Source organism: Litoribacter populi (genome assembly GCF_007483685.1).
In the GTDB taxonomy this organism is placed as follows: Bacteria; Bacteroidota; Bacteroidia; order Cytophagales; family Cyclobacteriaceae; genus Litoribacter; species Litoribacter populi.
Genome location: NZ_VMKN01000001.1, coordinates 1,680,864 through 1,706,617, shown reverse-complemented (window position 1 = coordinate 1,706,617; position 25,754 = coordinate 1,680,864). Strand labels below are relative to the sequence as shown.

21 protein-coding genes and 1 tRNA gene are annotated in these 25,754 nt (G+C 42.1%); 19 read left to right on the top strand and 3 right to left on the bottom strand.

Features of this window, described 5'->3' with window-relative positions; translation table 11 throughout:
* Positions 1-85: 85 nt before the first annotated feature.
* On the bottom strand, positions 86-2,836 hold the full coding sequence (locus FPL27_RS07455) for a TonB-dependent receptor (RefSeq protein ID WP_143960493.1): 2,751 nt from the start codon (positions 2,834-2,836) through the stop codon (positions 86-88).
* Between the two features lie 294 nt (positions 2,837-3,130).
* Between FPL27_RS07455 and FPL27_RS07450 the strand changes: the two genes are divergently transcribed.
* The 7 genes from FPL27_RS07450 to FPL27_RS07420 all read left to right on the top strand — a co-directional run bounded on the left by FPL27_RS07450 (position 3,131) and on the right by FPL27_RS07420 (position 9,334).
* Positions 3,131-3,203 (top strand) — tRNA-Gln (locus FPL27_RS07450).
* A gap of 267 nt (positions 3,204-3,470) precedes the next feature.
* Complete coding sequence (locus tag FPL27_RS07445) at positions 3,471-4,397, top strand: ribose-phosphate pyrophosphokinase (RefSeq protein WP_143960492.1); 927 nt, start codon at positions 3,471-3,473, stop codon at positions 4,395-4,397.
* Positions 4,398-4,433: 36 nt separating this feature from the next.
* Positions 4,434-5,015, top strand: coding sequence for a 50S ribosomal protein L25/general stress protein Ctc (locus FPL27_RS07440; RefSeq protein ID WP_143960491.1), 582 nt, complete (start codon positions 4,434-4,436; stop codon positions 5,013-5,015).
* A gap of 141 nt (positions 5,016-5,156) precedes the next feature.
* Positions 5,157-5,717: an aminoacyl-tRNA hydrolase gene (gene pth, locus FPL27_RS07435; protein WP_143960490.1), complete on the top strand. Its 561-nt coding sequence runs from the start codon at positions 5,157-5,159 to the stop codon at positions 5,715-5,717.
* A 107-nt stretch (positions 5,718-5,824) separates the two neighbouring features.
* Positions 5,825-6,118, top strand: a complete 294-nt coding sequence (locus tag FPL27_RS07430; RefSeq protein ID WP_143960489.1) for a thiamine-binding protein — start codon at positions 5,825-5,827, stop codon at positions 6,116-6,118.
* A 219-nt stretch (positions 6,119-6,337) separates the two neighbouring features.
* Entirely contained in the window at positions 6,338-8,143 is a 1,806-nt protein-coding gene (gene typA / locus FPL27_RS07425; RefSeq protein WP_143960488.1) for a translational GTPase TypA, read from the top strand.
* Positions 8,144-8,269: 126 nt separating this feature from the next.
* On the top strand, positions 8,270-9,334 hold the full coding sequence (locus tag FPL27_RS07420; RefSeq protein ID WP_235893387.1) for a serine hydrolase domain-containing protein: 1,065 nt from the start codon (positions 8,270-8,272) through the stop codon (positions 9,332-9,334).
* A gap of 9 nt (positions 9,335-9,343) precedes the next feature.
* On the opposite strand, the gene FPL27_RS07415 is transcribed toward FPL27_RS07420, so the two are convergent.
* Positions 9,344-9,799 (bottom strand): hypothetical protein, encoded by a 456-nt coding sequence (locus FPL27_RS07415; protein WP_143960487.1) that lies wholly within the window; start codon positions 9,797-9,799, stop codon positions 9,344-9,346.
* A gap of 119 nt (positions 9,800-9,918) precedes the next feature.
* Positions 9,919-11,373 (bottom strand): NADP-dependent isocitrate dehydrogenase, encoded by a 1,455-nt coding sequence (locus tag FPL27_RS07410; protein ID WP_143960486.1) that lies wholly within the window; start codon positions 11,371-11,373, stop codon positions 9,919-9,921.
* Positions 11,374-11,602: 229 nt separating this feature from the next.
* Here FPL27_RS07410 and FPL27_RS07405 point away from each other — a divergent pair, with 229 nt between their 5' ends.
* The 12 genes from FPL27_RS07405 (at position 11,603) to ruvA (ending at position 25,525) form a co-directional block, all read left to right on the top strand.
* Positions 11,603-12,388 (top strand): enoyl-CoA hydratase/isomerase family protein, encoded by a 786-nt coding sequence (locus FPL27_RS07405; RefSeq protein ID WP_143960485.1) that lies wholly within the window; start codon positions 11,603-11,605, stop codon positions 12,386-12,388.
* A 24-nt stretch (positions 12,389-12,412) separates the two neighbouring features.
* Complete coding sequence (locus FPL27_RS07400; protein WP_143960484.1) at positions 12,413-13,927, top strand: lipopolysaccharide biosynthesis protein; 1,515 nt, start codon at positions 12,413-12,415, stop codon at positions 13,925-13,927.
* Positions 13,928-13,931: 4 nt separating this feature from the next.
* On the top strand, positions 13,932-14,366 hold the full coding sequence (gene dut, locus FPL27_RS07395; protein WP_143960483.1) for a dUTP diphosphatase: 435 nt from the start codon (positions 13,932-13,934) through the stop codon (positions 14,364-14,366).
* A gap of 118 nt (positions 14,367-14,484) precedes the next feature.
* Complete coding sequence (locus tag FPL27_RS07390) at positions 14,485-16,230, top strand: tetratricopeptide repeat protein (RefSeq protein ID WP_143960482.1); 1,746 nt, start codon at positions 14,485-14,487, stop codon at positions 16,228-16,230.
* Positions 16,223-16,966 (top strand): DUF4292 domain-containing protein, encoded by a 744-nt coding sequence (locus tag FPL27_RS07385; RefSeq protein ID WP_143960481.1) that lies wholly within the window; start codon positions 16,223-16,225, stop codon positions 16,964-16,966. Before FPL27_RS07390 ends, FPL27_RS07385 begins: the two co-directional genes overlap by 8 nt.
* A gap of 4 nt (positions 16,967-16,970) precedes the next feature.
* A complete protein-coding gene (locus FPL27_RS07380; protein WP_143960480.1) occupies positions 16,971-18,227 on the top strand; it encodes a murein hydrolase activator EnvC family protein in 1,257 nt (418 codons plus the stop codon).
* Between the two features lie 117 nt (positions 18,228-18,344).
* Positions 18,345-18,545, top strand: coding sequence for a twin-arginine translocase TatA/TatE family subunit (locus FPL27_RS07375; RefSeq protein ID WP_143962106.1), 201 nt, complete (start codon positions 18,345-18,347; stop codon positions 18,543-18,545).
* A gap of 18 nt (positions 18,546-18,563) precedes the next feature.
* Entirely contained in the window at positions 18,564-19,988 is a 1,425-nt protein-coding gene (gene gatA / locus FPL27_RS07370; RefSeq protein WP_143960479.1) for an Asp-tRNA(Asn)/Glu-tRNA(Gln) amidotransferase subunit GatA, read from the top strand.
* Between the two features lie 18 nt (positions 19,989-20,006).
* The gene (locus FPL27_RS07365; RefSeq protein ID WP_143960478.1) at positions 20,007-21,431 is read left to right on the top strand and encodes a lytic transglycosylase domain-containing protein; all 1,425 of its coding nucleotides are present in this window, start codon (positions 20,007-20,009) and stop codon (positions 21,429-21,431) included.
* Between the two features lie 93 nt (positions 21,432-21,524).
* On the top strand, positions 21,525-22,634 hold the full coding sequence (locus tag FPL27_RS07360; RefSeq protein ID WP_143960477.1) for a DUF4837 family protein: 1,110 nt from the start codon (positions 21,525-21,527) through the stop codon (positions 22,632-22,634).
* Between the two features lie 24 nt (positions 22,635-22,658).
* Positions 22,659-24,926 (top strand): NADP-dependent malic enzyme, encoded by a 2,268-nt coding sequence (locus tag FPL27_RS07355; protein ID WP_143960476.1) that lies wholly within the window; start codon positions 22,659-22,661, stop codon positions 24,924-24,926.
* Positions 24,926-25,525, top strand: a complete 600-nt coding sequence (gene ruvA, locus FPL27_RS07350) for a Holliday junction branch migration protein RuvA (protein ID WP_143960475.1) — start codon at positions 24,926-24,928, stop codon at positions 25,523-25,525. The genes FPL27_RS07355 and ruvA overlap by 1 nt, the downstream gene beginning before the upstream one ends.
* Positions 25,526-25,754: the final 229 nt, after the last annotated feature.

The window sequence follows — 25,754 nt, the reverse complement described above, 5'->3', positions numbered from 1 at the left end:
CATATCCACATCTCCTTCGCATCTCCTTCGGAAAAAAGCGAAGAAGATGCGCGTTAAGAATCTAGTGACTCTTTCTAATAAACATTTAGAGGTCCATATTGACTCCACCAAACCGGCGAAGGTTGTAAGTAAAAGTGAGCATGACGAACTGCTGAAGCACTTGGGTTCTTACGTCCTCCACAAACACATCCGTCACATTCCTATTGATGCTTAAGTTTTGGTTCAACAAATCGAATACGGTCAACTTGATTTCAGCCTTTCGGCTTGGAGGAAACCGAAAACCGAAGTCCATGTTCCAAAGCCAGATGTTCTGATCAAAGTCTTCACCCAATCCCGAATACATCAGGTGATTTATATTATTGCTGAAGAAAAACCCGCCTGCAAAATTCCAAAACAGATCAAACCTATTTCTTTGCTCAAAAAAGTTATTGTTTAAACTTTCCTGAAGGCTGCTTCTGACCATGTTGTAATTACCATTGGTAGAAATGTTGAAATCCACCCGCTCACTGATATTACTGCTCAGTACGAATCCTTGACCAAACATGGTATTGGTATTGTTGTTTTTCTGCCCGTTTATCACACCTGGACGGTTGTTGATTCTTACATTGGAATTGATGTTTAGGTTACTTTTCATAAAGGACAATGGGAAACCATAACTCACGTAAGTTCTAGTCACCCAATAGTTATCCAAATTGACAGGACGATTGTATTGACCACCTTGGCGAAGCAATACGTCACCTTGGATAAAGGTATCCTCAGAGGCAATGAAGGTTTCGTTCCCTATGAAATCTTGGATAATATTCCCAAAGAAGAACACCATGAAGGACCTGTTGGTCTCAGGATTAATCCTTCTAAATCGGGTAAAAATCCGGTGGCTATACTCCTGGTTTAGATTTGGGTTACCGTTTGAGATCTGCAGTGGATTAGAGTTGTCCAACACGTCCTGAAGTTGGCGGATAGCCGGAGGGTTAGTGTTGGTGTTATAATCAAACCTCAGATTACTGATATCGCTGAAGCTGTAATTGATAACCATTCTTGGCAACACGTTACCGAAATCCCGCTGTGTGTTTTCGAAATTCGGGAAGGTTCTGTCACTGTCAATATCTGCTCTTTGATATCGAAGATTGGCAAAAACCCGTAATTTCTCATTATTATATCTATACCCTAAACCTGCACTTTGAGTCTGGTAGGTGTTTTCAAAATTATTGGATAGAATGCTATCAAGTCTGATAATGGAAGTCTCTTGCTCTTGTCTCAATACTTGTTGAGAAGTACTACTGATGTTGTTTCTGACTCTATAATTGAACCTCAATTGGGATTTTTCTCCCAAAGGCTCTGTGTAGCTGAAATTGACATTATAATTGAAGCCTCGAGCCGTATTGTCCGAAAACTGGATCAAGCTGTCCAAGCTGTGGTTGTTGAAGTTTTGATTCACCGCTACCAGGTCAGACTGGTTTTGGTTGTTGAAAGAACCGGTATAAATATTGGTAGAAAAAGTCCTTCCACGCTTGTTAAACCTGTATCGGTAGGTCAAAGAATTACCAAAGTTGAAGTTTTCCCTCTGCGTGGTAGTCGTGTTAGTGGTTCCACTTATGGGTGTTTGGCTGTCGATCAAATTGGTCGCTACAAGTTGATTAACAGAATTGGCCTGGTCAAAACTGGCTCTAGGTCGAATAATCAACCCGTGTTTGTCATTTATATCATAATCAATTCTCATGTTGAACCTGTGGCTTTCTAACTCTTGCTGATTGCTACGGGTTTCCGTATAAAGTTGAAGGCTGTCATTTGGCAAAACATATTCGCGGGATGAATTTCTATTCAGTACATTGTCACGGTGGTTGAACAAATAACTTCCAGACACTTTGAGTTTTCCTTCCTGATATTCATCAGAAAAATTTAAGCCTATAGCATTGGTCCGAGTGATTCCGGGCAATTGTCCTACTTCCATATCATTCCCACCCCTCCTGTTATTATTGTTACCCATGGCACCGGCCATTTCATCGGAAGAAAAATTTTGCTGGTTGATATTGTTGCTTAACCCAAGGATGGTGAAACGTTGGGCTTCATTGAAGAAATTCATGTTTCCTCCGGCCATATAGTTTTGGCCCGTTCCGTATCCGGCATAAAACTTACCGAAACGCCCAGCTCTCCTACCCTTTTTGGTAATGATATTTATGGTTTTGATGGTTTCTCCGTCATCAAACCCAGTCAACTGAGCCTCATCGCCCACACGGTCAAGGAACTCAATTTTATCGATCACTTCTGCTGGAAGGTTTTTAAGCGCTGCTGCAGGATTGTCTCCAAAAAATGGTCTACCATCCACTAGAATCTCCTCCACGTTCTCACCTTGGACTTGAATAGTGCCATCCTGAATAATCACACCTGGCATTTTCCTGACCAGTTCATCGGCGTCAGCTTCCGGTCTGGTTTTATAAGCCGAAGCGTTGAACGCCACGGTATCCCGCTTTACTTCCCCTGCCAAAACGGTAGCTTCAAACTCAAAGGCATCCATCAGTTGCCCGTCATTTATCAACTGAATCTCACCAAGATTGCCATTGCTATCGGAGGTTAATTCTCTTCTTAGCGTCTGGTACCCCACATAGGAAATCTCCAGGACAAATTCTTTTTGCGTGGGTCTGCTTAGGGCAAAGCTTCCGTCAAAATCTGTAACGGCTGATTTGAGGGTCTCTCCCTCCTTATCTTTAAGGAAAACGTAAGCTCCAAAAACAGGCTCTCCATCCTCTTGATCAATCACTGTCCCTTTAAACTCTCCTTGAGCAAGGGTTTGAAAAATGGCCGCAAAAGTTAGGGCCAATGCAAATAAAATTCCTCTCATCTTTCTTCTTCCAGGTCCAATAGGTATTGAAATGAAACTGCAAGTTGAAGAAAGGCTCGGGCAAGCCCAATGGAATTTACTCCAGCAAATAAAATCGGTGTTTAATGGCGACCGTTCATATAAGGAAATGGAAGGTTTCAGTTTTTGGAAAAAAACTGTGAATTTTTCGGCCTGAGATTTAGTATTTTAGGCCAAAAGGCATAAAAATGTTTTTGGCAGGATTTGCATTAAAAGAAAAGACCCCCTACATTTGTGTCACCGTTAAGGAAAACGCTCCCATAACGTAATAATTACTGACCCATGGTGTAACTGGCAACACGTCTGATTTTGGTTCAGAAGAGTCTAGGTTCGAGCCCTAGTGGGTCAACAATCCAATCCGAAGTTGATACTTTCAGCTTCGGATTTTTTTTGTTACGGAAATTTTAAACCGCAAAGGACCAGAGAAGCGCAAAGATTATATATTAAATAAACTCCGTGAAACTCTATTTTTAACTCCGCCAAACTCCGTGTCCCTTTTTATAACGTGACCTCCAAACAAAATTCTTTAAGCAGAATTTAAATTCCCTTTAAAACCAATTTTTGTTACATTTGTACCACGTTAACAAATACTTCAACCCGCGTAAAAACTCAAACCATGACCGAGGTCAAACTCTTCTCCGGAACCCAATCCCACAAACTTGCTAAAAACATTGCCAAGCTGTACGGCAAGGACTTGGGCAAGCTTACCATTTCCAAATTTTCTGATGGTGAACTTTCGCCTAGCTTCGACGAGTCCGTAAGGGGCTGCACAGTGTTCTTGATCCAATCCACCATGCCCTCAGCTGACAACATCATGGAGCTTTGCTTGATGATCGATGCAGCCAGAAGAGCCAGCGCCTATAAAGTAGTCGCTGTAGTACCTTACTACGGCTATGCACGTCAGGACAGAAAGGACAAACCTAGAGTTTCGATCGCTGCAAAGCTTGTAGCCAACATGATCACCTCTGCAGGCGCGGACAGAATCATCACTTGTGACCTACATGCAGGCCAGATACAGGGATTTTTCGACATTCCTTTGGATCATTTGAACGGTTCAGCTATCTTTGTGCCCTATTTGAAAAGCCTGGGTTTGAAAGACCTTATTTTCGCAGCTCCTGATGTAGGGGGTGTAGGAAGAGCAAGATCTTATGCCAAGCATTTTGAAGTGGAAATGGTAGTCTGTGACAAGCACAGAAAAAGAGCCAATGAAGTAGCTTCCATGCAGGTGATCGGTGACGTTGAAGGCAAAGATGTGATCCTTATAGATGACCTGATCGATACCGCCGGCACCATGTGTAAAGCAGCTCAGATCATTATGGAAAAAGGAGCCAAATCGGTAAGAGCGGTGGTAACCCACGGTGTACTTTCCGGAAAGGCTTACGAGAACATTGAAAATTCCGTTTTGGAAGAATTGGTCATCACTGACACTATTCCATTGAGACAGGAGTCTTCAAAAATCAAAGTATTGACAGTAGCAGATTTATTTGCAAAAACCATCCACGCGGTGACGGGCAATACTTCAATCAGTTCTCTATTCATTTAAGAATTTTATTAAATAAATATATCTAAACAAACTATTATGAAATCATTAGAGATTATAGGGTTTAAAAGAGCAAATCTCGACAAGTCGGAATTGACTCAAATCCGTGAAGAAGGAAGCGTACCCTGTGTGGTTTATGGTCCTGGCATCAAAGAGCAGGTTCACTTCCACGCTCCTGCCATCCTTTTCAAGGACTTGATTTATACTCCAGACGTTCACATGGTGGACCTTAACATCGAAGGGATCAAAGTTAAAGCTATCTTAAGAGAAGCTCAATACCACCCAGTGAGTGACGTGTTGTTGCATGCTGATTTCTTGGCATTCAGCGACAACAAGGCTATCAAAATGGACATCCCGGTGAAAATCGAAGGTTCTTCTCCAGGTATCATAAAAGGTGGTAAATTGGAAATGAAAGCCAGAACGCTTTCTGTAAAAGGATTTGCTCACGATCTTCCTGATTATATCCCCGTAAACATTACTCACCTTGATCTAGGTAAATCTGTAAAGGTTTCTGAAGTAAAGGTTGAAGGTTTTGAAATCTTGACTAATCCTAACGTTTCTATCGCTACCATCGGTATCCCAAGAGCGCTAAGAGGTAAAAAAGCTGAAGCTGAAGCTTAATAAACCAATATCACATCATAAGATCCTGCCTCTTCGCCGAGGCAGGATTTTTTGTTAACGGATGCTAGAAGTCCGATGTCGGATGACCGATGTAAGGTCCATCCATCATCCGACATCCCTCATCCGACATCCGACATCAAAATGAAATATCTAATCGTTGGCCTGGGAAACATCGGGCCGGAATATGAGCTGACTAGGCATAATGTGGGTTTTTTGACCGTGGACAGAATTGCCGACCAAGAGGGGGCTTCCTGGTCGAGCAACAGACTGGCCTTCACTTCTGATTTCAAATTCAAAAGCCGCCACATCCACATGATCAAACCAACCACTTACATGAACTTAAGTGGAAAGGCTGTCAATTACTGGATGAAGGAACTCAATATCCCGAAGGAAAACGTGCTAGTCATCGTTGATGATGTTGCCTTGCCCTTTGGTAAGCTCAGAATGCGCGGCAAGGGCTCTTCAGCCGGCCACAATGGACTAAAAAGTATTGAGGAGCTCACCGGCGGACAGAATTATGCCCGACTCCGGTTCGGTATCGGGGATGATTTCCCGAAGGGAAGACAGGTGGATTATGTACTTGGCAGATGGACCCAGCAGGAGATCGACGAATTACCTATATTCATGGATAAGGCAGCTGATATGGTCAAAGGCTTTTGTACCATTGGCATCAATATGACCATGAGTCAATTTAATGATTAACCTATCCAAAGGTTCTTGGCCGAAAAATTGTTAAATTTGGTACTGGCAAGTAAAAACTTGCTTTTTTGTTCTCTAAAAATTAACTAACCACAACACATAATTATACTATGGAATCTATTAATCTTGGGCTACAGATCATTCCCAAAAGCAAATCACAAGAAGCGTATGACCTGGTAGACAAAGCCATCGAGGTAATTCAGGAATCAGGGGTAAAATACGAAGTGACACCATTTGAAACCGTCATGGAAGGACCTCAAGAAAAACTTATGGAGGTAGCTTTGCACGCCCAACAAGCAGTATTCAACGCCGGTGCGGAAGAAGTGTTGATATTTTATAGAATCCATGCCCGCAAGGATAGTGGGGTATCCATGGATGAAAAGACAGAGAAATACAGAATTTAAAATTAAATTTCTGTTATGCTTTTAAAAGGGGTCGGTTCCAAACCAACCCCTCTTTTTTTGCCTTAGGAGTAAATCAAGGGTACATACCTAATTAAATTTTAAGCTTAAGGGAATTATTTTTTGTTATAAACACCTATATATTCTGCTGACATACAAGAGGGGAACTAAATTAATCGAAATTTTATTCTTACTTTTGCACCTTCAATTTAATAACCTATCATGCAGAGTATTCGTAACATCGCGATAATCGCACACGTTGACCACGGAAAAACTACCTTGGTTGATAAAATCATCCATGCTTCAAAAATCTTTCGTGAGAACCAACAGTTCGACGATCTGATCTTAGATAATAATGACCTAGAAAGAGAAAGAGGTATCACCATTCTTTCCAAAAACGTTTCTGTCCGTTACAAAGAACATAAAATCAACATCATTGACACCCCTGGTCACGCCGATTTCGGTGGTGAAGTAGAGCGTGTGTTGAAAATGGCTGATGGAGTTATCCTTTTGGTGGATGCTTTTGAAGGTCCAATGCCTCAGACGAGATTCGTATTAGGCAAGGCCCTTGACCTTGGCCTTACCCCTATCGTTGTTGTAAACAAGGTAGATAAAGAAAACTGTCGTCCAGACGAAGTCCATGAATCAGTATTTGATTTGATGTTCAACTTGGACGCAACTGAAGAGCAACTTGATTTCGTGACCATGTACGGTTCTGCGAAAAACAACTGGATGGGTCCTGACTGGCAAAACCCAACAGACTCTATCCTTCCACTTTTGGATGCCATCATTGAGCACATCCCTGAGCCAAAAATTGAAGAAGGTTCATTGCAGATGCAGATCACTTCCTTGGATTACTCCAACTTTGTGGGAAGAATCGCTATTGGTAGAGTAAAAAGAGGTTCTGTCACTGAAGGTGCACAACTTTCTCTCTGCAAAGCTGACGGAAGCATCAAAAAAGTAAAAGTTAAAGAACTTCATGTATTTGAAGGTCTTGGAAAACATAAAGTAACAGAAGTAACCGCAGGTGACATTTGTGCAGTAACTGGAATTGAAGATTTTGAAATCGGAGATACTTTAGCCGCATTGGAAAACCCTGAGCCACTTCCAAGAATTTCCATCGATGAGCCTACGATGAACATGTTGTTTACTATCAACAACTCTCCGTTCTTCGGCAAAGAAGGTAAATTCGTTACTTCCCGTCACTTGAGAGACAGACTTTTCAAGGAAATGGAGAAAAATCTTGCCTTGAGAGTAGAGCCTACTGACAACGAAGACAAGTTCTTGGTGTACGGTAGAGGTATCCTTCACTTGTCAGTTTTGATCGAAACGATGAGAAGAGAAGGTTATGAACTTCAGGTAGGACAGCCTCAGGTTATCTTCAAAGAAGAAGACGGTCAGAAACTTGAACCAATCGAGACATTGGTAGTGGACGTACCGGATACAACTTCTGGAAAAGTGATTGAATTGGCCACCCAAAGAAAAGGTGAACTTTTGGTCATGGAGCCTAAAGGCGACCTTCAGCACCTTGAATTCAGAATCCCTTCAAGAGGTCTAATAGGTTTGAGAAACAACGTTTTGACCGCAACACAAGGTGAAGCGATCATGAACCACAGATTCTCAGCTTATGAGCCATTCAAAGGTCCTATCCCGGGTAGAAACAGTGGATCCATCATCTCTATGGAAGGTGGTCAGTGTACTGCTTATGCCATTGACAAACTTCAGGACAGAGGTGTATTCTTCGTAGATCCAGGAGAAGAGCTTTATGGCGGTCAAGTAATCGGAGAGCATAGCCGTGACAATGACATAGTTGTTAACGTTCAAAAAGGTAAGAAACTTACCAACATGAGAGCTTCTGGTTCTGATGACAACACCAGAATCGCTCCTGCTAAGAAATTCTCTTTGGAAGAGGCCATGGAATACATCCAAAAGGATGAATACCTTGAAATCACTCCAAAAACCATCCGAATGAGAAAAATTCATTTGGATGAAAACGAGAGAAACAGAGTGGCTAAGCAATTGAGCTAATTTCAAGACTGGAAAAGGGAGACCGTAAACCGATTATATAAAACTCCTTAGTAGTAATACTGAGGAGTTTTTTTTTTGACCAAGCTTATCTATATTTTAGACTGGACCTTTACAAAACCCAAAAATATGAAATTTCCCTACTTAACCTTTTTAATGCTTTTTATTGCTATCGTTTCATACGCTCAAGATAAAGCTAACATAGAGTCTATATTTAAAAATTACCACGGAGAGCAACCAGGAGCTTCAGTGGCAATAATTAAGGATGGAGAATTAATTTTTCAGGAAGGGTTTGGATTAGCAAATTTGGAAGACGGCCGTAAGGTGGATGCTCAAACCAATTTCAGGCTAGCCTCTGTTTCCAAGCAATTTACAGCCACCGCTATTTTACAGCTTGCTGCACAAGATAAAATCAATATGAATTGGTCTTTAAATGAGGTATTTGAGGATTTTCCAGATTATGGAAAGAACATCAAGGTTCACCACTTACTTAATCATACTTCAGGGCTTTGGGATTATGAGGAATTTGTGCCGGATACTGCGATGATTCATCAGGTGATGGATGAAGAAGTACTCGATTTGACCAAACAGCAAGATAAGGTATACTTTGCACCAGGAGAAGAATACCGATATAGTAATACCGCCTATGCCCTATTGGCAGTAATGATCGAAAAGTATAGCGGCAAAACATTTCCGGAGTATTTGGAGGAAAACATTTTTCAGCCTTTGGGAATGAAGAATACCGTAGCTCATGTGAAAGGTGAAAACCACGTCAACAATCGAGCATATGGTTACGATAAAAAAGACGGGGAATGGTATCGGCGAGACCAGAGCAGCACAAGCGCTGTTCTGGGTGATGGAGGCATTTACTCCAATTTCCAGGACTTATTGATCTGGGATAAGAATCTTTATGAAGGAAAAGTATTGTCGAAAGAATTGATTGAGCAGACCTTCACCCGCGGAAAACTAAATGATGGGAAAGAAATCCCATATGGCATTGCATGGCACATCAAGGAATGGGAAAATGAAAAGGTAGTATACCACACCGGCAGCACCACTAGCTTCAGAAACATTTTCTACCGCATCCCCTCCAAAAACTTAAGCATAATTATCCTCACCAACAGAAACTCACCACATGAGTTTGATATGGTAGATCTGGCGGAAGAAGTATTGAAAACGGTTTGGGAGGATTAACCTCCCAATTTAGTTTACTTTCGTATAATAAAGATTTGGTCCATCACAAGGAGCCAATTCATTGATTAACTCACCTGTGTGCATCAATGTAAAAATTTCTGCCGTCTGGCTGCCGCAAGATTCCACTATTTCACCGCCAGTCTCAAAACTTAAGGAGTAATACCCCTCCACCTCATCAAGGTCTAGCTCAGAATCTGGCTGAGTCCTGCTGTAAGTGCCGGAAGCTTCCCCTCCGGCTCCAGGCCGATTGGTGATTTTAGTGAAGCGGTTGTCCGTTCCAAACACATAGGTGGTCTCCCAAAATTCCTCATCCTCCTCATCAAAATCTTCAGGAAAACCCTGATAATCCACTCGCGAAATTCTCCATTCTCCCTCAATGGTCACACCAGCAGGGACTTCATCGTCATTATTACAGGCTGTAAAAATCAACCCTATCAAAGCAAATAAATATATTATCTTATTCATGTTAAGCTATTATTAGATCTGTCTCAATACTAATACAAAAACTAAACCTAACTATGACCGGCAAAACAGAAAAAGCCAGAATTGCTTCTGGCTTTTTTAACTTCACTTTATTTTAAAGCTTACTCTCCTTGTGATAAAGAATAGGCTCTTTCTCCATCAAAAGTGTATAGATTCTCAGTTTTAATGAAGTCAAAACCAAGTCCTTCCACTTGTTTCAAAAGGTCCAAGAGCTGGGTATGGGTAACAGTATCCTGGTTTGAAGTAAGGAACCTGCATCTCCAGTGATCGGTGCAGAAGGTTTCTCTCATTCCTCCAGGGTACACTTTCACACCTCTATTAGTGATAAGTTGAAGTTTCAACCCATCAGCATCGGCTTTTCTAAGTTTGTCTCCAAGAGCATTTGGGTCTCTTCCTTCTTCATCCCACTCTACAAATACGTCTACTCCAATAAGCTCTTTTTTGGCTTTTTCTTTTTTGGAAACCTTTATATTCATCGGTTCGGTCGCAGACTTATCAAAAGCTATCGCATCCATATTCTGAGGCTTTTGCCCCAGTCTGTCAATTATGGCTTGAGCAAACTCCTGCGTACCTGCCTTCTTGGTAGAAAGTCCTTCCTGGTAAATATCTCCAGTGTGGATACCATCCTCCAAAGTTCTCATCCAGGCATTGGCAATCTTCTCAGCTACATCTGGCTGACCGATATGCACCAACATCATGATGGCACCGTTCAATAATCCAGATGGGTTTGCCATATCCTTTCCGGCAATATCTGGAGCAGATCCGTGGATCGCTTCAAACATGGCTACTTCTTCACCTACGTTTGCAGAGCCACCAAGTCCGACAGAACCTGTCACCTGTGCAGCAATATCAGAAATGATATCACCATAAAGGTTCAAAGTCACAATCACATCAAACATCTCTGGTCTTTCAGCAATCAAGGCTGACCCGATATCGATAATCTTATGATCCGTTTCGATTTCAGGATATTCCTTAGCAACTTCAAGGAAGGTTTTGTGGAAAAGACCATCGGCCAACTTCATGATATTGTCCTTAGTCATACAGGTTACCCTCTTACGGCCGTATTTTTTGGCATATTCAAAGGCATATCTGATGATTTTCTCAGAACCCGGTCTGGATATCAGCTTCAAGCTTTGCACCACTTCTTGTGTTTGGCGGTGCTCAATTCCGGCGTAAAGGTCCTCTTCGTTTTCTCGGATGATTACCAAATCAGTTTTAGGATAATGCGTTTTGATGTAAGGAGAATAAGCCTTACATGGTCTCACATTGGCAAAAAGCCCGAAAGAAGTTCTGGTGGTCACGTTCAAACTCTTAAAACCGCCTCCTTGGGGAGTGGTAATCGGGGCTTTTAGAAAAATCTTTGTTTCCTTTAGAGATTCAAAAGCACTCGGTTCCATGCCCGAGCTAATCCCTTTCAAATAAACCTGCTCACCTATTTCAATGACATCAGTTTCAATCTGAGCGCCGGCAGCCTCCAATACATTGAGGGTGGCTTTCATAATCTCTGGTCCAATACCATCTCCGTAGGCTACGGTTATTTTTCTTTTAGAAGACATATATATGTATTTGGTTATCGATTTAATTTGAGTTACACAAAAATAGAAAAAAATGGCGGACTAAGGGTGCCAACTATCATAAATTAGCAAGACTAACGACATAATTGGGTCTTTTTCATAAGGCAATAAAAATCAAGACAATAATGGTTTTAAAAATCATTTTTGGTTTGATTGCTTTGTGATTGCCTTACGTCCTTGTATATTTGGACTTCAACATTAAAACTGACTAATGGCTGAATCTACCAATGTCCATTCCGAAAATAAAGGAGGGATACTTTTTATAACCATACAAAGGGAATCCAAGCTTAATGCTTTGAATTTTGCTACCCTTGACGAAATTAAAACCATTTTTGACGAAGTCAACGACAACCGTGAAATCAAAGGCGTAATCATCACCGGTGCCGGGGAGAAAGCTTTTGTGGCTGGAGCAGACATCAGCGAAATCGCCGAACTCAGCGAGGTCAACGCCCGCAAGTTTGCCGAAAACGGCCAGGAAATCTTCCAAATGATTGAATCATGTCACAAGCCGGTTATCGCTGTGGTCAACGGTTTTGCCCTTGGCGGAGGTTGCGAACTTGCTATGGCTTGTCATATGAGAATAGCTACGGCCAATGCCAAATTTGGCCAGCCGGAAGTAAACCTCGGAATCATCCCAGGCTATGGTGGCACTCAACGACTCACCATACTCATCGGCCGAGGCAAAGCCAACGAATTGATGATGACTGGTGATATGATCAGTGCCGAAGAGGCTAAAACTCTCGGCCTAGTCAACCATGTGGCTTCAAATAAAGAAGATGCACTTCAAAAAGCTGAAGACATCTTAGGTAAAATCATGGACAAAGCGCCTCTTGCTATCGGGATGATAGTGGATTGCGTCAACTCTGTATACACCAACGATGAAAACGGCTACTTAATTGAGGCCAACAGTTTTGCCAGATGTGTCAAATCAGATGACTTTGCAGAAGGCACTTCCGCCTTTTTAGAAAAAAGAAAACCAGATTTCAAAGGGGAGTAAGTCCCCTTTTTTTATTTTTGGCCCATGAGTCAACTTAAAAAGCTAGCAGGTCAGACGGCCGTGTACGGGATCAGCAGCATCCTGGGCAAGGTTATCAACTTTTTCCTTATCCCGATGTACACCGCATACCTTCCCAAGGAGGATGTAGGAGCTTTTACAAACATTTATGCTGCCATCGCTTTCCTCAACATCATATTCACTTATGGAATGGAAACCGCCTATTTCAGGTTTTCAACTGGAAAAGGACTTGACCCACAAAGGGTTTTTTCCAACGTACAATCCCTTATCCTGACCACGGCCCTATCGATGGGCGCCATCCTTTTCCTATCAGCTGACTACCTAGCCAACTTGATGGAATACCCCGGACAGGGCTACCTCTTCCAATGGGTGGCATTAATACTAACAATAGATGCTGTGTTGGCTATTCCTTTTGCCAAACTTAGAGCCGAAAACCGCGCGCTTACTTTTGCATTGGTCAAGCTTTTCAACATTGGGTTGAATGTAGGCTTCAACCTATTGCTTATAGCCTTTTCCTATCACGTTTTCCAAGGGGATATTTTACCTGCACTCCAACCTTTGGTGGCTCAATATTATGACCCTAGCAAGGGCATTGAATATATTCTCTTAGCCAATCTGTTGGCAAATGCACTCCTGGTGCCATTGATGATATTCATTATAGGTAAATTCCGACTCCGTTTTGAAAAAGAGATCCTCCAGCCCATGTGGCATTATGCTGTGCCCCTTCTTTTCATGGGACTTGCTGGAGTGACTAATGAGGTATTTTCCAGATTGCTATTTGAATATGTACTTCCTGAAGACCTTTACCCCCACCTAACGGCTAGAGAGGCTGGTGGAATTTTTGGTGCTACTTTCAAATTGGCCATTTTTATGAATTTGATAATCCAAGCTTTCAAATTTGCAGCGGAACCGTTTTTCTTCAACCAGTCGCAGGATAAAAACAGCCCAGCCCTATTTGCGAAAGTCATGCACTGGTTTGTAATCTTTTGCACCACTCTAATGATCGCTGTGGCTGTCAACCTCAACTGGATTGGCCCGATGATTTTGCGGGGTGAAGGTTATATGATTGCCTTGGATATTGTCCCAGTACTACTAGTAGGTTATCTGTTCTTGGGTATATATTACAATCTTAGTATCTGGTTCAAACTTACGGACCAAACCAAATACAGCTTTTACATTACCCTATTAGGAGCTGTAATTACCATAATAATAATCGTGTTGGTCGTTCCGGTGGTTGGATTTATGGGTGGCGCGCTGAGTACCTTAGCATGTTACTTATCCATGACAATAGTATGTTATTATTTTGGGCAAAAGTACTTTCCTATCCCCTATCAGACTGGTAGAGATTTAACTTATGTCATAGTAGCTATAATTTTAAGTTATGCTGGTTTTTACCTAAACTTCGACAGTTTCATTTTGACCTTCTTGGCTCAAAATTCATTTATACTTCTCTTTTTGGGTATGATTGCCCTTTTGGAAAAAAAGGAATTATATTTAATCGTTAAAAACATAAAGAAATAAACCGATGAACATAAAAGTAATCAACAACTCCGGGCACGACTTACCTCAATATCAAACAGAACTTTCTGCCGGATTGGACTTACGGGCGCACTTGGAAACCCCGGTCACCATCAAACCATTGGAAAGACAACTTATAGGAACTGGACTTTTCATCGAACTCCCTGCCGGATACGAGGCTCAAATCAGACCGAGAAGCGGTCTGGCCTATAAGCACGGGCTTACTGTTCTCAACACACCGGGAACAATCGATGCGGACTACAGAGGGGAATTAAAGGTTTTGCTCGTAAACTTGTCTAATGAGGATTTCACCGTGCAAAATGGAGAGCGAATTGCCCAGATGGTGGTAGCGAAACACGAGCAGATCAATTGGGAATCTACGGAAGCCCTTTCCGATACTGTCCGCGGCGCTGGAGGCTATGGCAGCACTGGCAAAGGCTAATCTGTTATAAAACTTTAACAAATAGCCTCCTACTGAAAACTGAACCAAAAAGGTACTAAATTTGTAACCGAAAAGGACAGTAGGCATTCCAGCATTAAGTCCCTGCCAAAAATTGCATATGAACATATTCCAGACTACAATTTCAAAAACGGTTTTGACCCTAAGCATAGCTTGTTTTTTAGGGATGGGTGAGACTTTTTCCCAAGATAAACTGAGTCGCAAAGAGCGAAAAGAGTTAGACAAGAGTGTTAAGGGTGACCGGCTCTTTGTCGAAGGACAGCGCTACATGATGCTGGAGGAATATGATAAAGCCTATTTTTACTTCGGAAAAGCTCAAGACCTCAAGCCTCACGAACCTGCCATTAAGTTCAAAATGGCTGAAATCCTAGCCCGCGCCAACGAAAACGACAAGGCGCTAGAGCTGGGCATGGAAGCGATTGAGCTGGACCCAAGCAACAAGTATTATAACTTGCTAATTGCCGAGGTCTACAAAAAGAAAAATAAACCTGCTAAAGCTGCTGAAGTTTTGCAGGGTTTGATGGACAGTTCTGATGACAACCAGCATTATATTTTGGAGTTGGCATCTCTTTATCTTACCGCCCAGGATTTCGACAATGCCTTGTCCGCTTTGGATCAGGCTGAGGAATACTACGGGGTAGTGGAGCAACTGACCGTTCAGAAGCAACGGATTTACCTAAGAAAAAACAAACTGGACAAAGCCATTGAGGAAGGTCAAAAGCTAATAGATGCCAACCCTGGCAACAGCAGTTATGTACTGGCTTTGGTTGAAATATTATTTAATAATGGCAAAGGCAATGAAGCTTTGGATTTGGTGAAGGAATCTTTAGACACTTACCCTCAGCAACCCGAGTTGCATATGGCTGCCTATACCCTGCACAAGGAAAGGGGTGAAAGGGACACAGCCAATGAATACCTAAGGCTTGCTTTCGAAAACCCAGAATTAGAAGGTGAAGTGAAGGCTAAGGCTTTTGCAGATCTAATGCAAGAGTTCAAAACCGATGACACAGAAAAGCTTTTGGCAGACTTGGAGGAGCAAATGATCACCTTGCACCCTAATGATGCTGATGTGCTAGCTGTACTAGGAGACCGGGAGCTTTTCTCAGACAATAAGGAAAAGTCTCTTCAATATTATCAGCGATCCATTGCTATCAAGCAAGACAATGCCCATGCATTACAAAGTGTTATTACTTTGAAATTTGAAATGGACCAAGATTTTGAAGCCATAGAAAAATACACCGAAATAGGTGTAGATGAATTCTCTGACAGAGCTGAATTTTGGTTCTTCGACGGAACAGCCAAAGCTGCTCAGAAAAAACATACAGAAGCCAAAGAAAGCCTTGAGCAGGCATACAAAACCAACCGTGGTAGAAACAAACAATTATCACAGCTCATCTACGGACAACTGGGTGACACTTATCATAGCTTAGGGGATGAAGAGAAGGCTTATGAAAACTATGAAAAAGGACTTGAGATCAACCCTAATGATGAGCATATCCTGAATAATTATGCCTATTTCCTTTCCCTTTCCAAAACAAAGCTGGATAAGGCTAAGCAAATGTCCGAAAGGCTAGTTAAAAAATACCCGACCAATTCCACCTATTTGGATACACACGCCTGGGTACTATTCCAACTCGAAGAATTTGATCAGGCCAAAAACTACATGGAAAAAGCTTTAGAAGCAGATGAGGCCCCAAGCGGTATCATGTACGAGCATTATGGTGATATTCTTTATCAATTAGGGGAAAAAGCTGAAGCCCTGAAATACTGGAAAAAAGCTGAAGGCAAAGAAGAGGTAACAGAACTATTGGCCCAAAAAATCAAGAACAAGCAATATTATGAGTAAGCTTTCAGGATTTGTCTTGATAGCCGGGATTTTGCTGACCTTGGGTTGTGCCAAAAGACCGGTATTGTACTCCTCCGATGAAATCATGGAGGAATTTAACCCCGAATACTTAGAATACGAATACCTCAGTGCACGTGCTCGGGTAGTCTTGGAAGAGCCAAACGGCAAAACCACCAGAGGCACGATGAACTTGCGCGCCAAGAAAGACAGCGCCTTATGGTTCAGCATTACACCCGGGCTTGGCATAGAGGCGGCAAGAGGGTTGATTACCCGCGAGGAAATTCGATTTAAAGACAGAATAAATGGGCAGTCCGTTGATATGACCTATGATGAGTTTGAGGAAAAATATGGCGTGAAACTATCCCTTGAGCTTTTCCAAAACATACTTTTTGCAAACATTCCCCATGAGTTTAGCTATCGTGACCGCTTGCTACGCATCGGTCATAGTTTTGAATTGGACCAGATGAGAGATTACATTCAATACCACTCAAAAGTGGATGTCAGTCATGGGAAGGTAACTTCCATGGAAACGACTTCCCGTTCTCACCCTGGAAAGATCTCTGCCTTTTATCCTGAATTTAAAGACCTGGAAAATCAACCTTTTGCTCATAGGCTATTGTTAATTATGGCTCTGGAACACCCTGATGGCAATGGAATACAGGAAACAACCGTTAACTTAGAAGTCAATCGAGTAGAATTGCTGGATGAACCGTTAAATTTCCCTTATAATTATTAATAGAATGCCGCTAAGAAGTTTTTTTAAGTTAATTATAATTATCGGGTTAATTGTTTTAGGAAATTATACCGTATCGGAGGCCCAAACCACCAAAAAATCAAGAGCACAGCTCGAAAAGGAAAAGATCGAGGTGCAGAAGCGTCTTCAGGAATTTGACCGCATACTCAAGCAAACTTCCACCCGCCGGCAAGCCAGCATGGGCGAGCTAAATGCTGTAAACAAGAAACTTGAAACACAAACGGCTTATATTTCTACTATCAATAGGGAGGTGAACCTTCTTAATAGGGAAATTCGCGAAACTGAACAAAAAATCAAGTCTCTTCACAATGACCTCAAAAATCTGAAGGAGGAATATGCCTCTATGGTTTACACTTCCTCAAAGTTAAATAGTGGCGTAACTGTGTTGACATTTGTTTTCAGTTCTTCGACGTTTAAGCAATTCTACATGCGCTTGCGATATCTCAAGCAGTATAGCGATGCAAGAAAAAAACAGGTTGCCCAAATTGAAAAGGTAAACCAACAGCTTCTTGCACAGCAAGATCAGCTTGAAAGCAAGAAAGACGAAAAGCAAGCCGTGCTGCGGAAAGAACAGGAGCAGAAACGAGCCCTTGACCTGCTTAAAAAAGAGCAACAATCTATTGTCAACTCCCTTGCTCAGAAAGAGGAGCAAATTAAAAAGGACATTGCAGCTCACAAAAAGCAGCAGGAAGAACTCAATCGTCTAATCACCCGTGTAATTGAAGAGGAAATCCGCCTTGCTGAAGCCGAAGCCAAGAAAAAAGACAGCAAAGCTAGCAAATCAACCGGTTCGAGTCTACCCATGACTCCAGAGGCGGCAGCTTTGTCCAGCAACTTTGCCGGCAACAAAGGCAACATCCCTTGGCCTGTTGAAAAAGGTTTCATTTCCAAAAAATACGGTACTTTCCCCCATCCCACCCTCAAGGGAATCATGGAGACCAATGATGGGGTTGATATACAGACCAACAATGACGAACCCGTAAGAGCTGTATTTGACGGGGTGGTCACCAAAATCACCACCGTGCCAGGAATGGGTGGCACCGTAATCATCAAACACGGGGAGTACTATACCATGTATAGCCGCTTAAAGACCATTAGTGTAAAGTCTGGCGAAACCATCAAAGCCCGCTCCCCTATAGGAACCGTGCATACCAATTCTTCCAATGGTGTCTCGGAAGTCCATTTCCAAACGTGGAAAGGCCTTCAGGTAATGGACCCCACTATTTGGCTTTCTAAAAAATAATGCTCAGAATTTCGTATATTTAAAAAAAAGATAGAGAACTGTAAACATTTCCTTTGTGTTGAAATACCACAGTGATATCTTTGCAATCAATTATAAACCATAAATTTACTTATCATGATGATGACATTGGGTTTCTTACCAAATATCGGAGGCGGTTCACTAATCTTGATTTTCTTAGTGATTGTGCTTCTGTTCGGAGCAAAAAGAATCCCTGAATTGGCGCGCGGCTTGGGTAGAGGTATTAGAGAGTTTAAGGATGCGACCAAGGAAATTCAGGATGATTTAGAAGACGGTCTCAAGGACAAAAGAAAAGACTAAAAGCAAAAGCAGCATACATTGGAAAAATTTCTTTCATTTGACGAAATAAAGAAATCGTTGGAAAATCGGGAAACTGATTGCAAAACGATTGTCAATCATTACCTCAACAACATCAAGACGAAGGCGCATCTCAACGCCTTCGTCGAAGTTTATGAGCAATCCGCTCTGCAACAAGCAGAGGAGATTGACCAAAAGCTTGCTATGGGAAAAGCCGGAAAACTGGCGGGAATGGTTTTGGGTATCAAGGATGTGCTTTGCCTGACCAGCCACACCGTAAATGCCTCCAGCAAAATCCTTGAGGGCTTTGAATCCCAATTTACCTCCACTGCAGTCCAACGTCTCATTAATGAGGATGCCATCATCATCGGCCGCCTCAATTGCGATGAGTTTGGAATGGGCTCCTCAAATGAAAACAGTGTTCACGGAAAAGTTCTAAATGACCTGGACAACTCTAGAGTACCAGGCGGTTCTTCAGGTGGCTCTGCTGTGGCTGTTCAGGCAAATCTATGCACAGTTTCCCTTGGAACAGATACCGGAGGATCGGTAAGACAGCCTGCAGCCTTCACTGGCCTTGTAGGCACCAAGCCAACTTATAGCCGTGTTTCCCGACATGGCCTTATTGCATATGCATCCTCTTTTGATACCATTGGCGTTTTTAGCCGGAATGTGAAAGATAACGCTCGTGTTATGGAAACCATGGCAGGACCGGATGATTTTGACAGCACTGCATCGAGAAAACCTGTTCCAAATTACAGCGAATTGCTTCATTTCGGTAAGCCCGTAAAAATCGCATACCTTAAAGAAACTATTGACTCCCCTGCTCTTCAGCCGGAAATCAAGGAAAACACCCTGGCGGTGCTTAATAGGTTGAAAAATGAAGGCCACCAAGTCGATGAGGTTAACTTCCCATTGCTTGATTATGTGCTTCCAACTTACTATATTTTGACTACTGCAGAAGCAAGTTCAAACCTTTCAAGATTTGATGGCGTGAAATTTGGTTATAGAACACCAAATGCCCATAACTTGGAGAGTATGTATAAGTTAACCAGATCGGAAGGGTTTGGAGAAGAAGTCAAGAGACGGATCATGTTGGGGACATTTGTATTGAGCGCTAGCTACTATGACGCATATTTTACCAAGGCGCAGAAAGTTAGGCGATTGATAAAGGATTTTACGGAAGACCTTTTAAACAAATATGACTACATCATTATGCCAACTACGCCTACAACTGCGTTTAAGTTTGGCGAGCATAGCAATGACCCTGTAGCCATGTATTTGGAGGATTTGTTTACCGTACAGGCATCTGTTTCAGGAGTGCCAGCCATATCCATTCCAAATGGCAAGGATGAAAAAGGCCTGCCAATTGGACTTCAGATCATGGCCAACTCCTTCAAAGAAGCGGATTTGTATGCATTTGCAGAGTATTTGTCAGCTTCCAATTAATTTAACACAATACTGATTATGAAAAATTTGTTTAAAATCTTCGTTTTAGGCTTATTCTTAAACGCCATTTATTTTTCTAAGGCGCATAGTCAGGAATTACTGGAAATACTTAACCAAACAGACCCTGAGGAAGAAGAAGAAATGATATATCCGGTATATGACTATGAGCATATACCGGATTTCACCTATGATCAGGTAAAGAAGAAAGTCCGTCAAATGGATACGGACATGCCTTTCGAGTTAAACGAAAGGATTTTCAGCTTCATCGATTATTTTACAGTAAGAAACCGGACCTATACCAAAATGGTATTGGAAAGAAAAGACACTTACTTTCCACTTTTCGAAGAAGCACTTGCCCGTCACAACATGCCCGATGACATCAAGTTTTTGGCTATCATCGAGTCTGGATTAAATCCAAAAGCTCGCTCACGGGTAGGCGCAATGGGCCTTTGGCAATTTATGCCTGCAACTGGCCGTATGTTCCACATGCACGCTACGCAAGATATTGACGAGCGTATGGATCCTGAGCTTTCCACCGAAGCTGCAGCCAAATACTTAAAATCTCTTCACAAAATGTTTGGCAATTGGGAGCTAGCCCTTGCCGCATATAACTGTGGTCCAGGAAATGTTAGAAAAGCTATCCGGAAATCCGGTGGAAAAACTACTTTCTGGGGCGTATATGACTTCCTTCCCAAAGAGACTCGTAGCTATGTGCCACAATTTCAAGCCATGATGTATGTTTTACGTCATGCAGATGATCATAATTTGATTTTGGAAGATGCCGCCTTCCCCATTGCTTTTGAAAGAATCAAATTCGAGAAATCTATGGACTTGGAGCAGTTTGCTGACATAACTGGCATCTGTATAGAAGATTTAGACCACCTTAATCCTTCAATTCTAGACCGAAGAATCCCAGAAAGCCACAAACATTTCGCGCTTAAAGTCCCAAAAGCTAAAGCACAATTCATCGCCCAAAACCAAGATTGGATCAGCGATAGTCTGAACATTCCTACTGCTCGACTTGTGGCTATCAAAGAAGCTGATTACACACCTCAGTCCTCTCTTACTAATGACAGGGTTGCCTATAGGGTAAAATCCGGTGATGCCTTGGGAAAAATCGCCCAAAACCATGGGGTAACCATAACAAACTTAAAAAACTGGAACAACTTATCTAACAATACCATCCGTATAGGCCAAGTTCTATACATATATCCAAAAGGAAATACTTCTTTTAACCGTAACCTTGCCAGCAGCGAATCCCCAAAAAGCAGTTCGGCTAGCAATTCGTTTGATGCCGCTTCAAAAACCTACACCGTGCAACCAGGCGATTCCTTGTGGTTGATTTCCCGCAAACTTGACGGGGTCACCATTGACCAAATCAAAAAGCTCAATAACTTAAACAATAACTCTATCAAACCGGGCCAAAAGCTAATCATCGGTTAATTAAGATTATTTAACTAAGTTATTAAGTTGTTTATTTTCCCTTGATTTAAAATTTTCTTAAATTGTAGGGTTAACCATCCATTAATTAAAATAATGACATTTAAGAGAATAATCCTGAGCCTTTCGCTCATTGCTTCTGCCTTGTTTGTGTTTTCATGTGAGGGAGATGGCGATGGGTCCGGCAATGGCTCATCCAATAAGCCCAAGTCACGTGGGGCAATAGGTGAAATTTTGGTAGTGATAGATTCCACCAAGTGGCAAGGCCCAGCCGGTGAAGCAGTGAGAGAAGTTTTCCAAGAAGACATAAAAGGCATCATGAGATCCGAGAGACTGTTTTCGGTCCGACGAGTGGATCCCCGCTCCATCACAAGGATGCTAAAGCTTGCCAATAATATCGTATATGTCACCTCATTTGACGACAGAAGCGGAGGAAGCCAAAAAATCAACAGTCAATTCAATGAGGAGTCCAGACAAAAGGTAGCTGAAGATCCTAGCATGTTTATGCTGAGAAGCAAGGATGAGTTTGCTGTAGGCCAAGAGGTTCTTTATCTTTTCGGTACCACAGAAGCAGATTTGATCCGAAACCTTCGGGAAAACAAATCCAAGTTGCAAAACCTCTTTCAGGTTAGAGAAAGGGAACGCCTTGGTAGAACCATCCTAAAAAGGAAAAGCGGAGAAATCGGCAGATTGGGTCAAGATAAATTTGCCATAGATCTCAACATTCCGGCCTCCTATCAACTGGTCAAAGATGAAAACAATTTTATCTGGGCCCGACAGCCTACCCCTACGGCAGACCGACCGGATATCAGCCTCTTTTTCTACGAGACAGACTACAAGTCAGAAGACCAATTATTCCCAGAAAATCTGGTAGAATTTAGGAATAGCATTACTAGAAACCATATCTTTGGGGACCCAAATAATAGGGAATCCTATTTGGTAACCGAGCGTCGTGAGGAACCACCCCTTTTCAATAATTTCAACATCCAGGGTAATTATGCCGTGGAAATGAGGGGTTCCTGGAGAACCAATACCTACAGCATGGGTGGCTCATTTTTGAGCTACATCGTGGTAGACGAGGAAAAAGGAAAGCTCTATTATATGGAGGGTTTTGTCTACTATCCTAATGAGGCCCACAGGGAAGCATTGAGAGAGATTGAAACCATATTGTTGGCCACAGAATTCCCCAGGGAAGAGGCCGATTAAGCAGCAAAAACCAACAAACCTTTTATGGCTATTAAAATCAGAAAAGAAGACGCCCTCAATTACCACACCCAAGGTAAACCGGGCAAAATTGAAGTAATCCCCACCAAACCCTTATCCAGCCAGTTAGACTTGGCCCTAGCTTATTCACCCGGAGTCGCTGAACCTTGCAACGAGATTGCTGAGGACAAGGAAAATGTCTATAAATATACAGCCAAAGGCAATCTAGTTGCTGTAATTTCCAACGGTACCGCAGTTTTGGGGCTCGGAGACATCGGTCCCGAGGCCTCCAAGCCTGTGATGGAAGGTAAAGGCGTACTGTTCAAGAAATTTGCAGGAATCGACGTGTTCGATATTGAAATAGATGAAAAGGATCCGCAAAAGCTTATCCAAATTATCAAATCCCTTGAGCCGACATTTGGCGGGGTCAATCTAGAGGATATTAAAGCTCCGGAGTGTTTTGTAATCGAGCAGACACTCAAAGAGCAAATGAAAATCCCTGTAATGCACGATGATCAGCATGGAACGGCCATCATTTCAGGTGCAGCACTCTTAAATGCCCTCGAAATTGTAGATAAAAAAATTGAAGAGATCAAACTTGTGGTAAACGGTGCCGGAGCATCTGCCGTATCCTGTACACGTTTTTACATGTCCCTTGGAGTAAAAAGGGAAAATGTAGTAATGTGCGACAAAGAAGGAGTTATCCGCAACGACCGTCCAGAGTTGGATGATATCAAAAAAGAATTCAGTACCGATAGAGATATCCGTACATTGACTGATGCCTTAACAGGTGCAGATGTATTCCTCGGGCTTTCTGCAGGGAACATTGTATCTCAAGATCAGATCCGTCAGATGGGTCCAAATCCGATAGTTTTTGCATTGGCAAATCCAAACCCTGAGATCCCTTATGAATTAGCCATTGAAGCGCGTGAGGATATTATCATGGCCACTGGAAGATCTGACCATCCTAACCAGGTGAACAATGTTTTGGGTTTCCCATACATTTTCCGGGGAGCTTTGGATGTGAGAGCTACCGCCATCAATGAAGAAATGAAATTGGCTGCAGCAAAAGCTATCGCCAAATTGGCAAAAGAGCCTGTTCCGGATATTGTTAATAAGGCATACGGAGATAGCAAAATCAGCTTTGGTACCATGTACCTTATCCCTAAGCCTCTTGATCCAAGGTTGATCACCACCATCGCTCCTGCTGTTGCAAAAGCAGCTATGGATTCGGGAGTGGCCAAAAACCCAATTACCGATTGGACCGCATACGAGCTTGAGCTTCAGGAAAGAATCGGTATTGATCAGCGATTGATGTCTAGGGTTATTTCCAGAGCACGTAAAAATCCAAAACGTATTGTATTTGCGGAGGCAGATAATATTAAGATCCTTAAATCGGCACAAATCATTAAGGATGAAAACATTGCCATTCCGATACTTCTCGGAAACAGTCAAGTCATCAAGCAACTGATTCAAGAGCACTCTTTGGATCTGCAAGATGCTTTGATCATCGATCCATTTACGGATGATGCTAAAATTGAGCATTATAGCAGGATACTTTACGAAAAACGTAAGCGTAAAGGTATCACTCCTCAAGAGGCTAAAAAGATGATGAGGGAAAGGAATTACTTTGGTTCAATGATGGTGGAATTAGGCGAGGCTGATGCCTTGATTTCCGGCCTTACCAAAGACTACCCAAAAACCATCTTACCTGCACTGCATGTCATTGGCGTGAAAGAAGGCGTAGACAGAGTCGCCGGCATGTATATCATGAATACTAACAAAGGGCCCTACTTCTTTGCAGATACCACAGTAAATGTAAATCCTACTGCTCAGGAACTGGTAGAAATCATCGGGCTTACTGCTAATGCAGTTCGATTCTTTGACATTGAGCCAAGAGTAGCTGTGCTTTCATATTCCAACTTCGGATCGGCTAAAGGGATCATACCAAGCAAAACTGCTTTGGCCACAAAGTTAGCCAAAGAGCAGTTCCCTGATTTGATAATCGAAGGAGAAATGCAGGCCAACGTTGCCATTAATGAGGAAATCCAGCAGGAAAATTATCCTTTCAGCGCCATGGTACAGAAGAAAGCCAATACGTTGGTATTCCCTGACCTTAGTTCGGGTAACATTGCCTATAAGCTGCTTTCAGAACTTGGCAATTCTGAGGCTATTGGCCCTATCCTTTTGGGTATGAACAAGCCCGTGCACATCTTGCAGTTAGGAAGTTCAATCCGTGATATTGTAAATATGGTAGCCATTGCTGTAGTGGATGCACAAACCCAAAACCAATAATGATAGCATATCTGAAAGGTAAGCTTGCATATAAAGATCCTACATTTGTCATCATAGATGTCAATGGGGTCGGTTACGAGGTCAAGATCAGCTTGAATACCTATTCGAAAATAAAAGATGAGGAGCAAATTTTGCTCCTCACTTATTTGCATGTCAAAGAGGACGCTCAAGTCCTATATGGATTTAAGGAAGAGTCTGAAAAGAAACTTTTTTTGTTATTAATATCTATTAGTGGCGTGGGGCCTAATACTGGGCTCATGATTCTTTCCTCACTTCATTCCGATGAACTCGAATATGCCATCGCTCATGATGATCACCAAACCATACAGCGAGTAAAGGGAGTGGGTGCCAAAACAGCTCAAAGAATTGTATTAGAACTAAAAGATAAAATCAAAAAAGACTCCTTTGGGGATACGCCTGTTACTGGTACTGGATTCCTAAATAGTGGCAATAAAATCAAAAAAGAAGCGTTGCAAGCATTGATAACCTTAGGTTTTCCTAAGGCTACCGCAGAAAAAAATATTGATAAGATCTTAAAAAAAACCGGTCCAGATATTTCTTTGGAAGAATTAATTAAGGCATCTTTAAAGTCCACTTAATCTTGGAGAGTACGTTTGATTTTTAAAAACTCATATTATTTTTCGAGTTTAGCCCGAATCTATTTTTCAACAACAGGGTACCTCTTGTTGTTGCTCGTATTTATTTTACCCATACATTCCGGATACGGCATTCAGGACACAGTCGTAATACCAAAAGATACTATACCTACGGATACCTTACCTTCAAGGTTGGATAGCCTTATCCAACGACAACAACAACCTTCGTTTC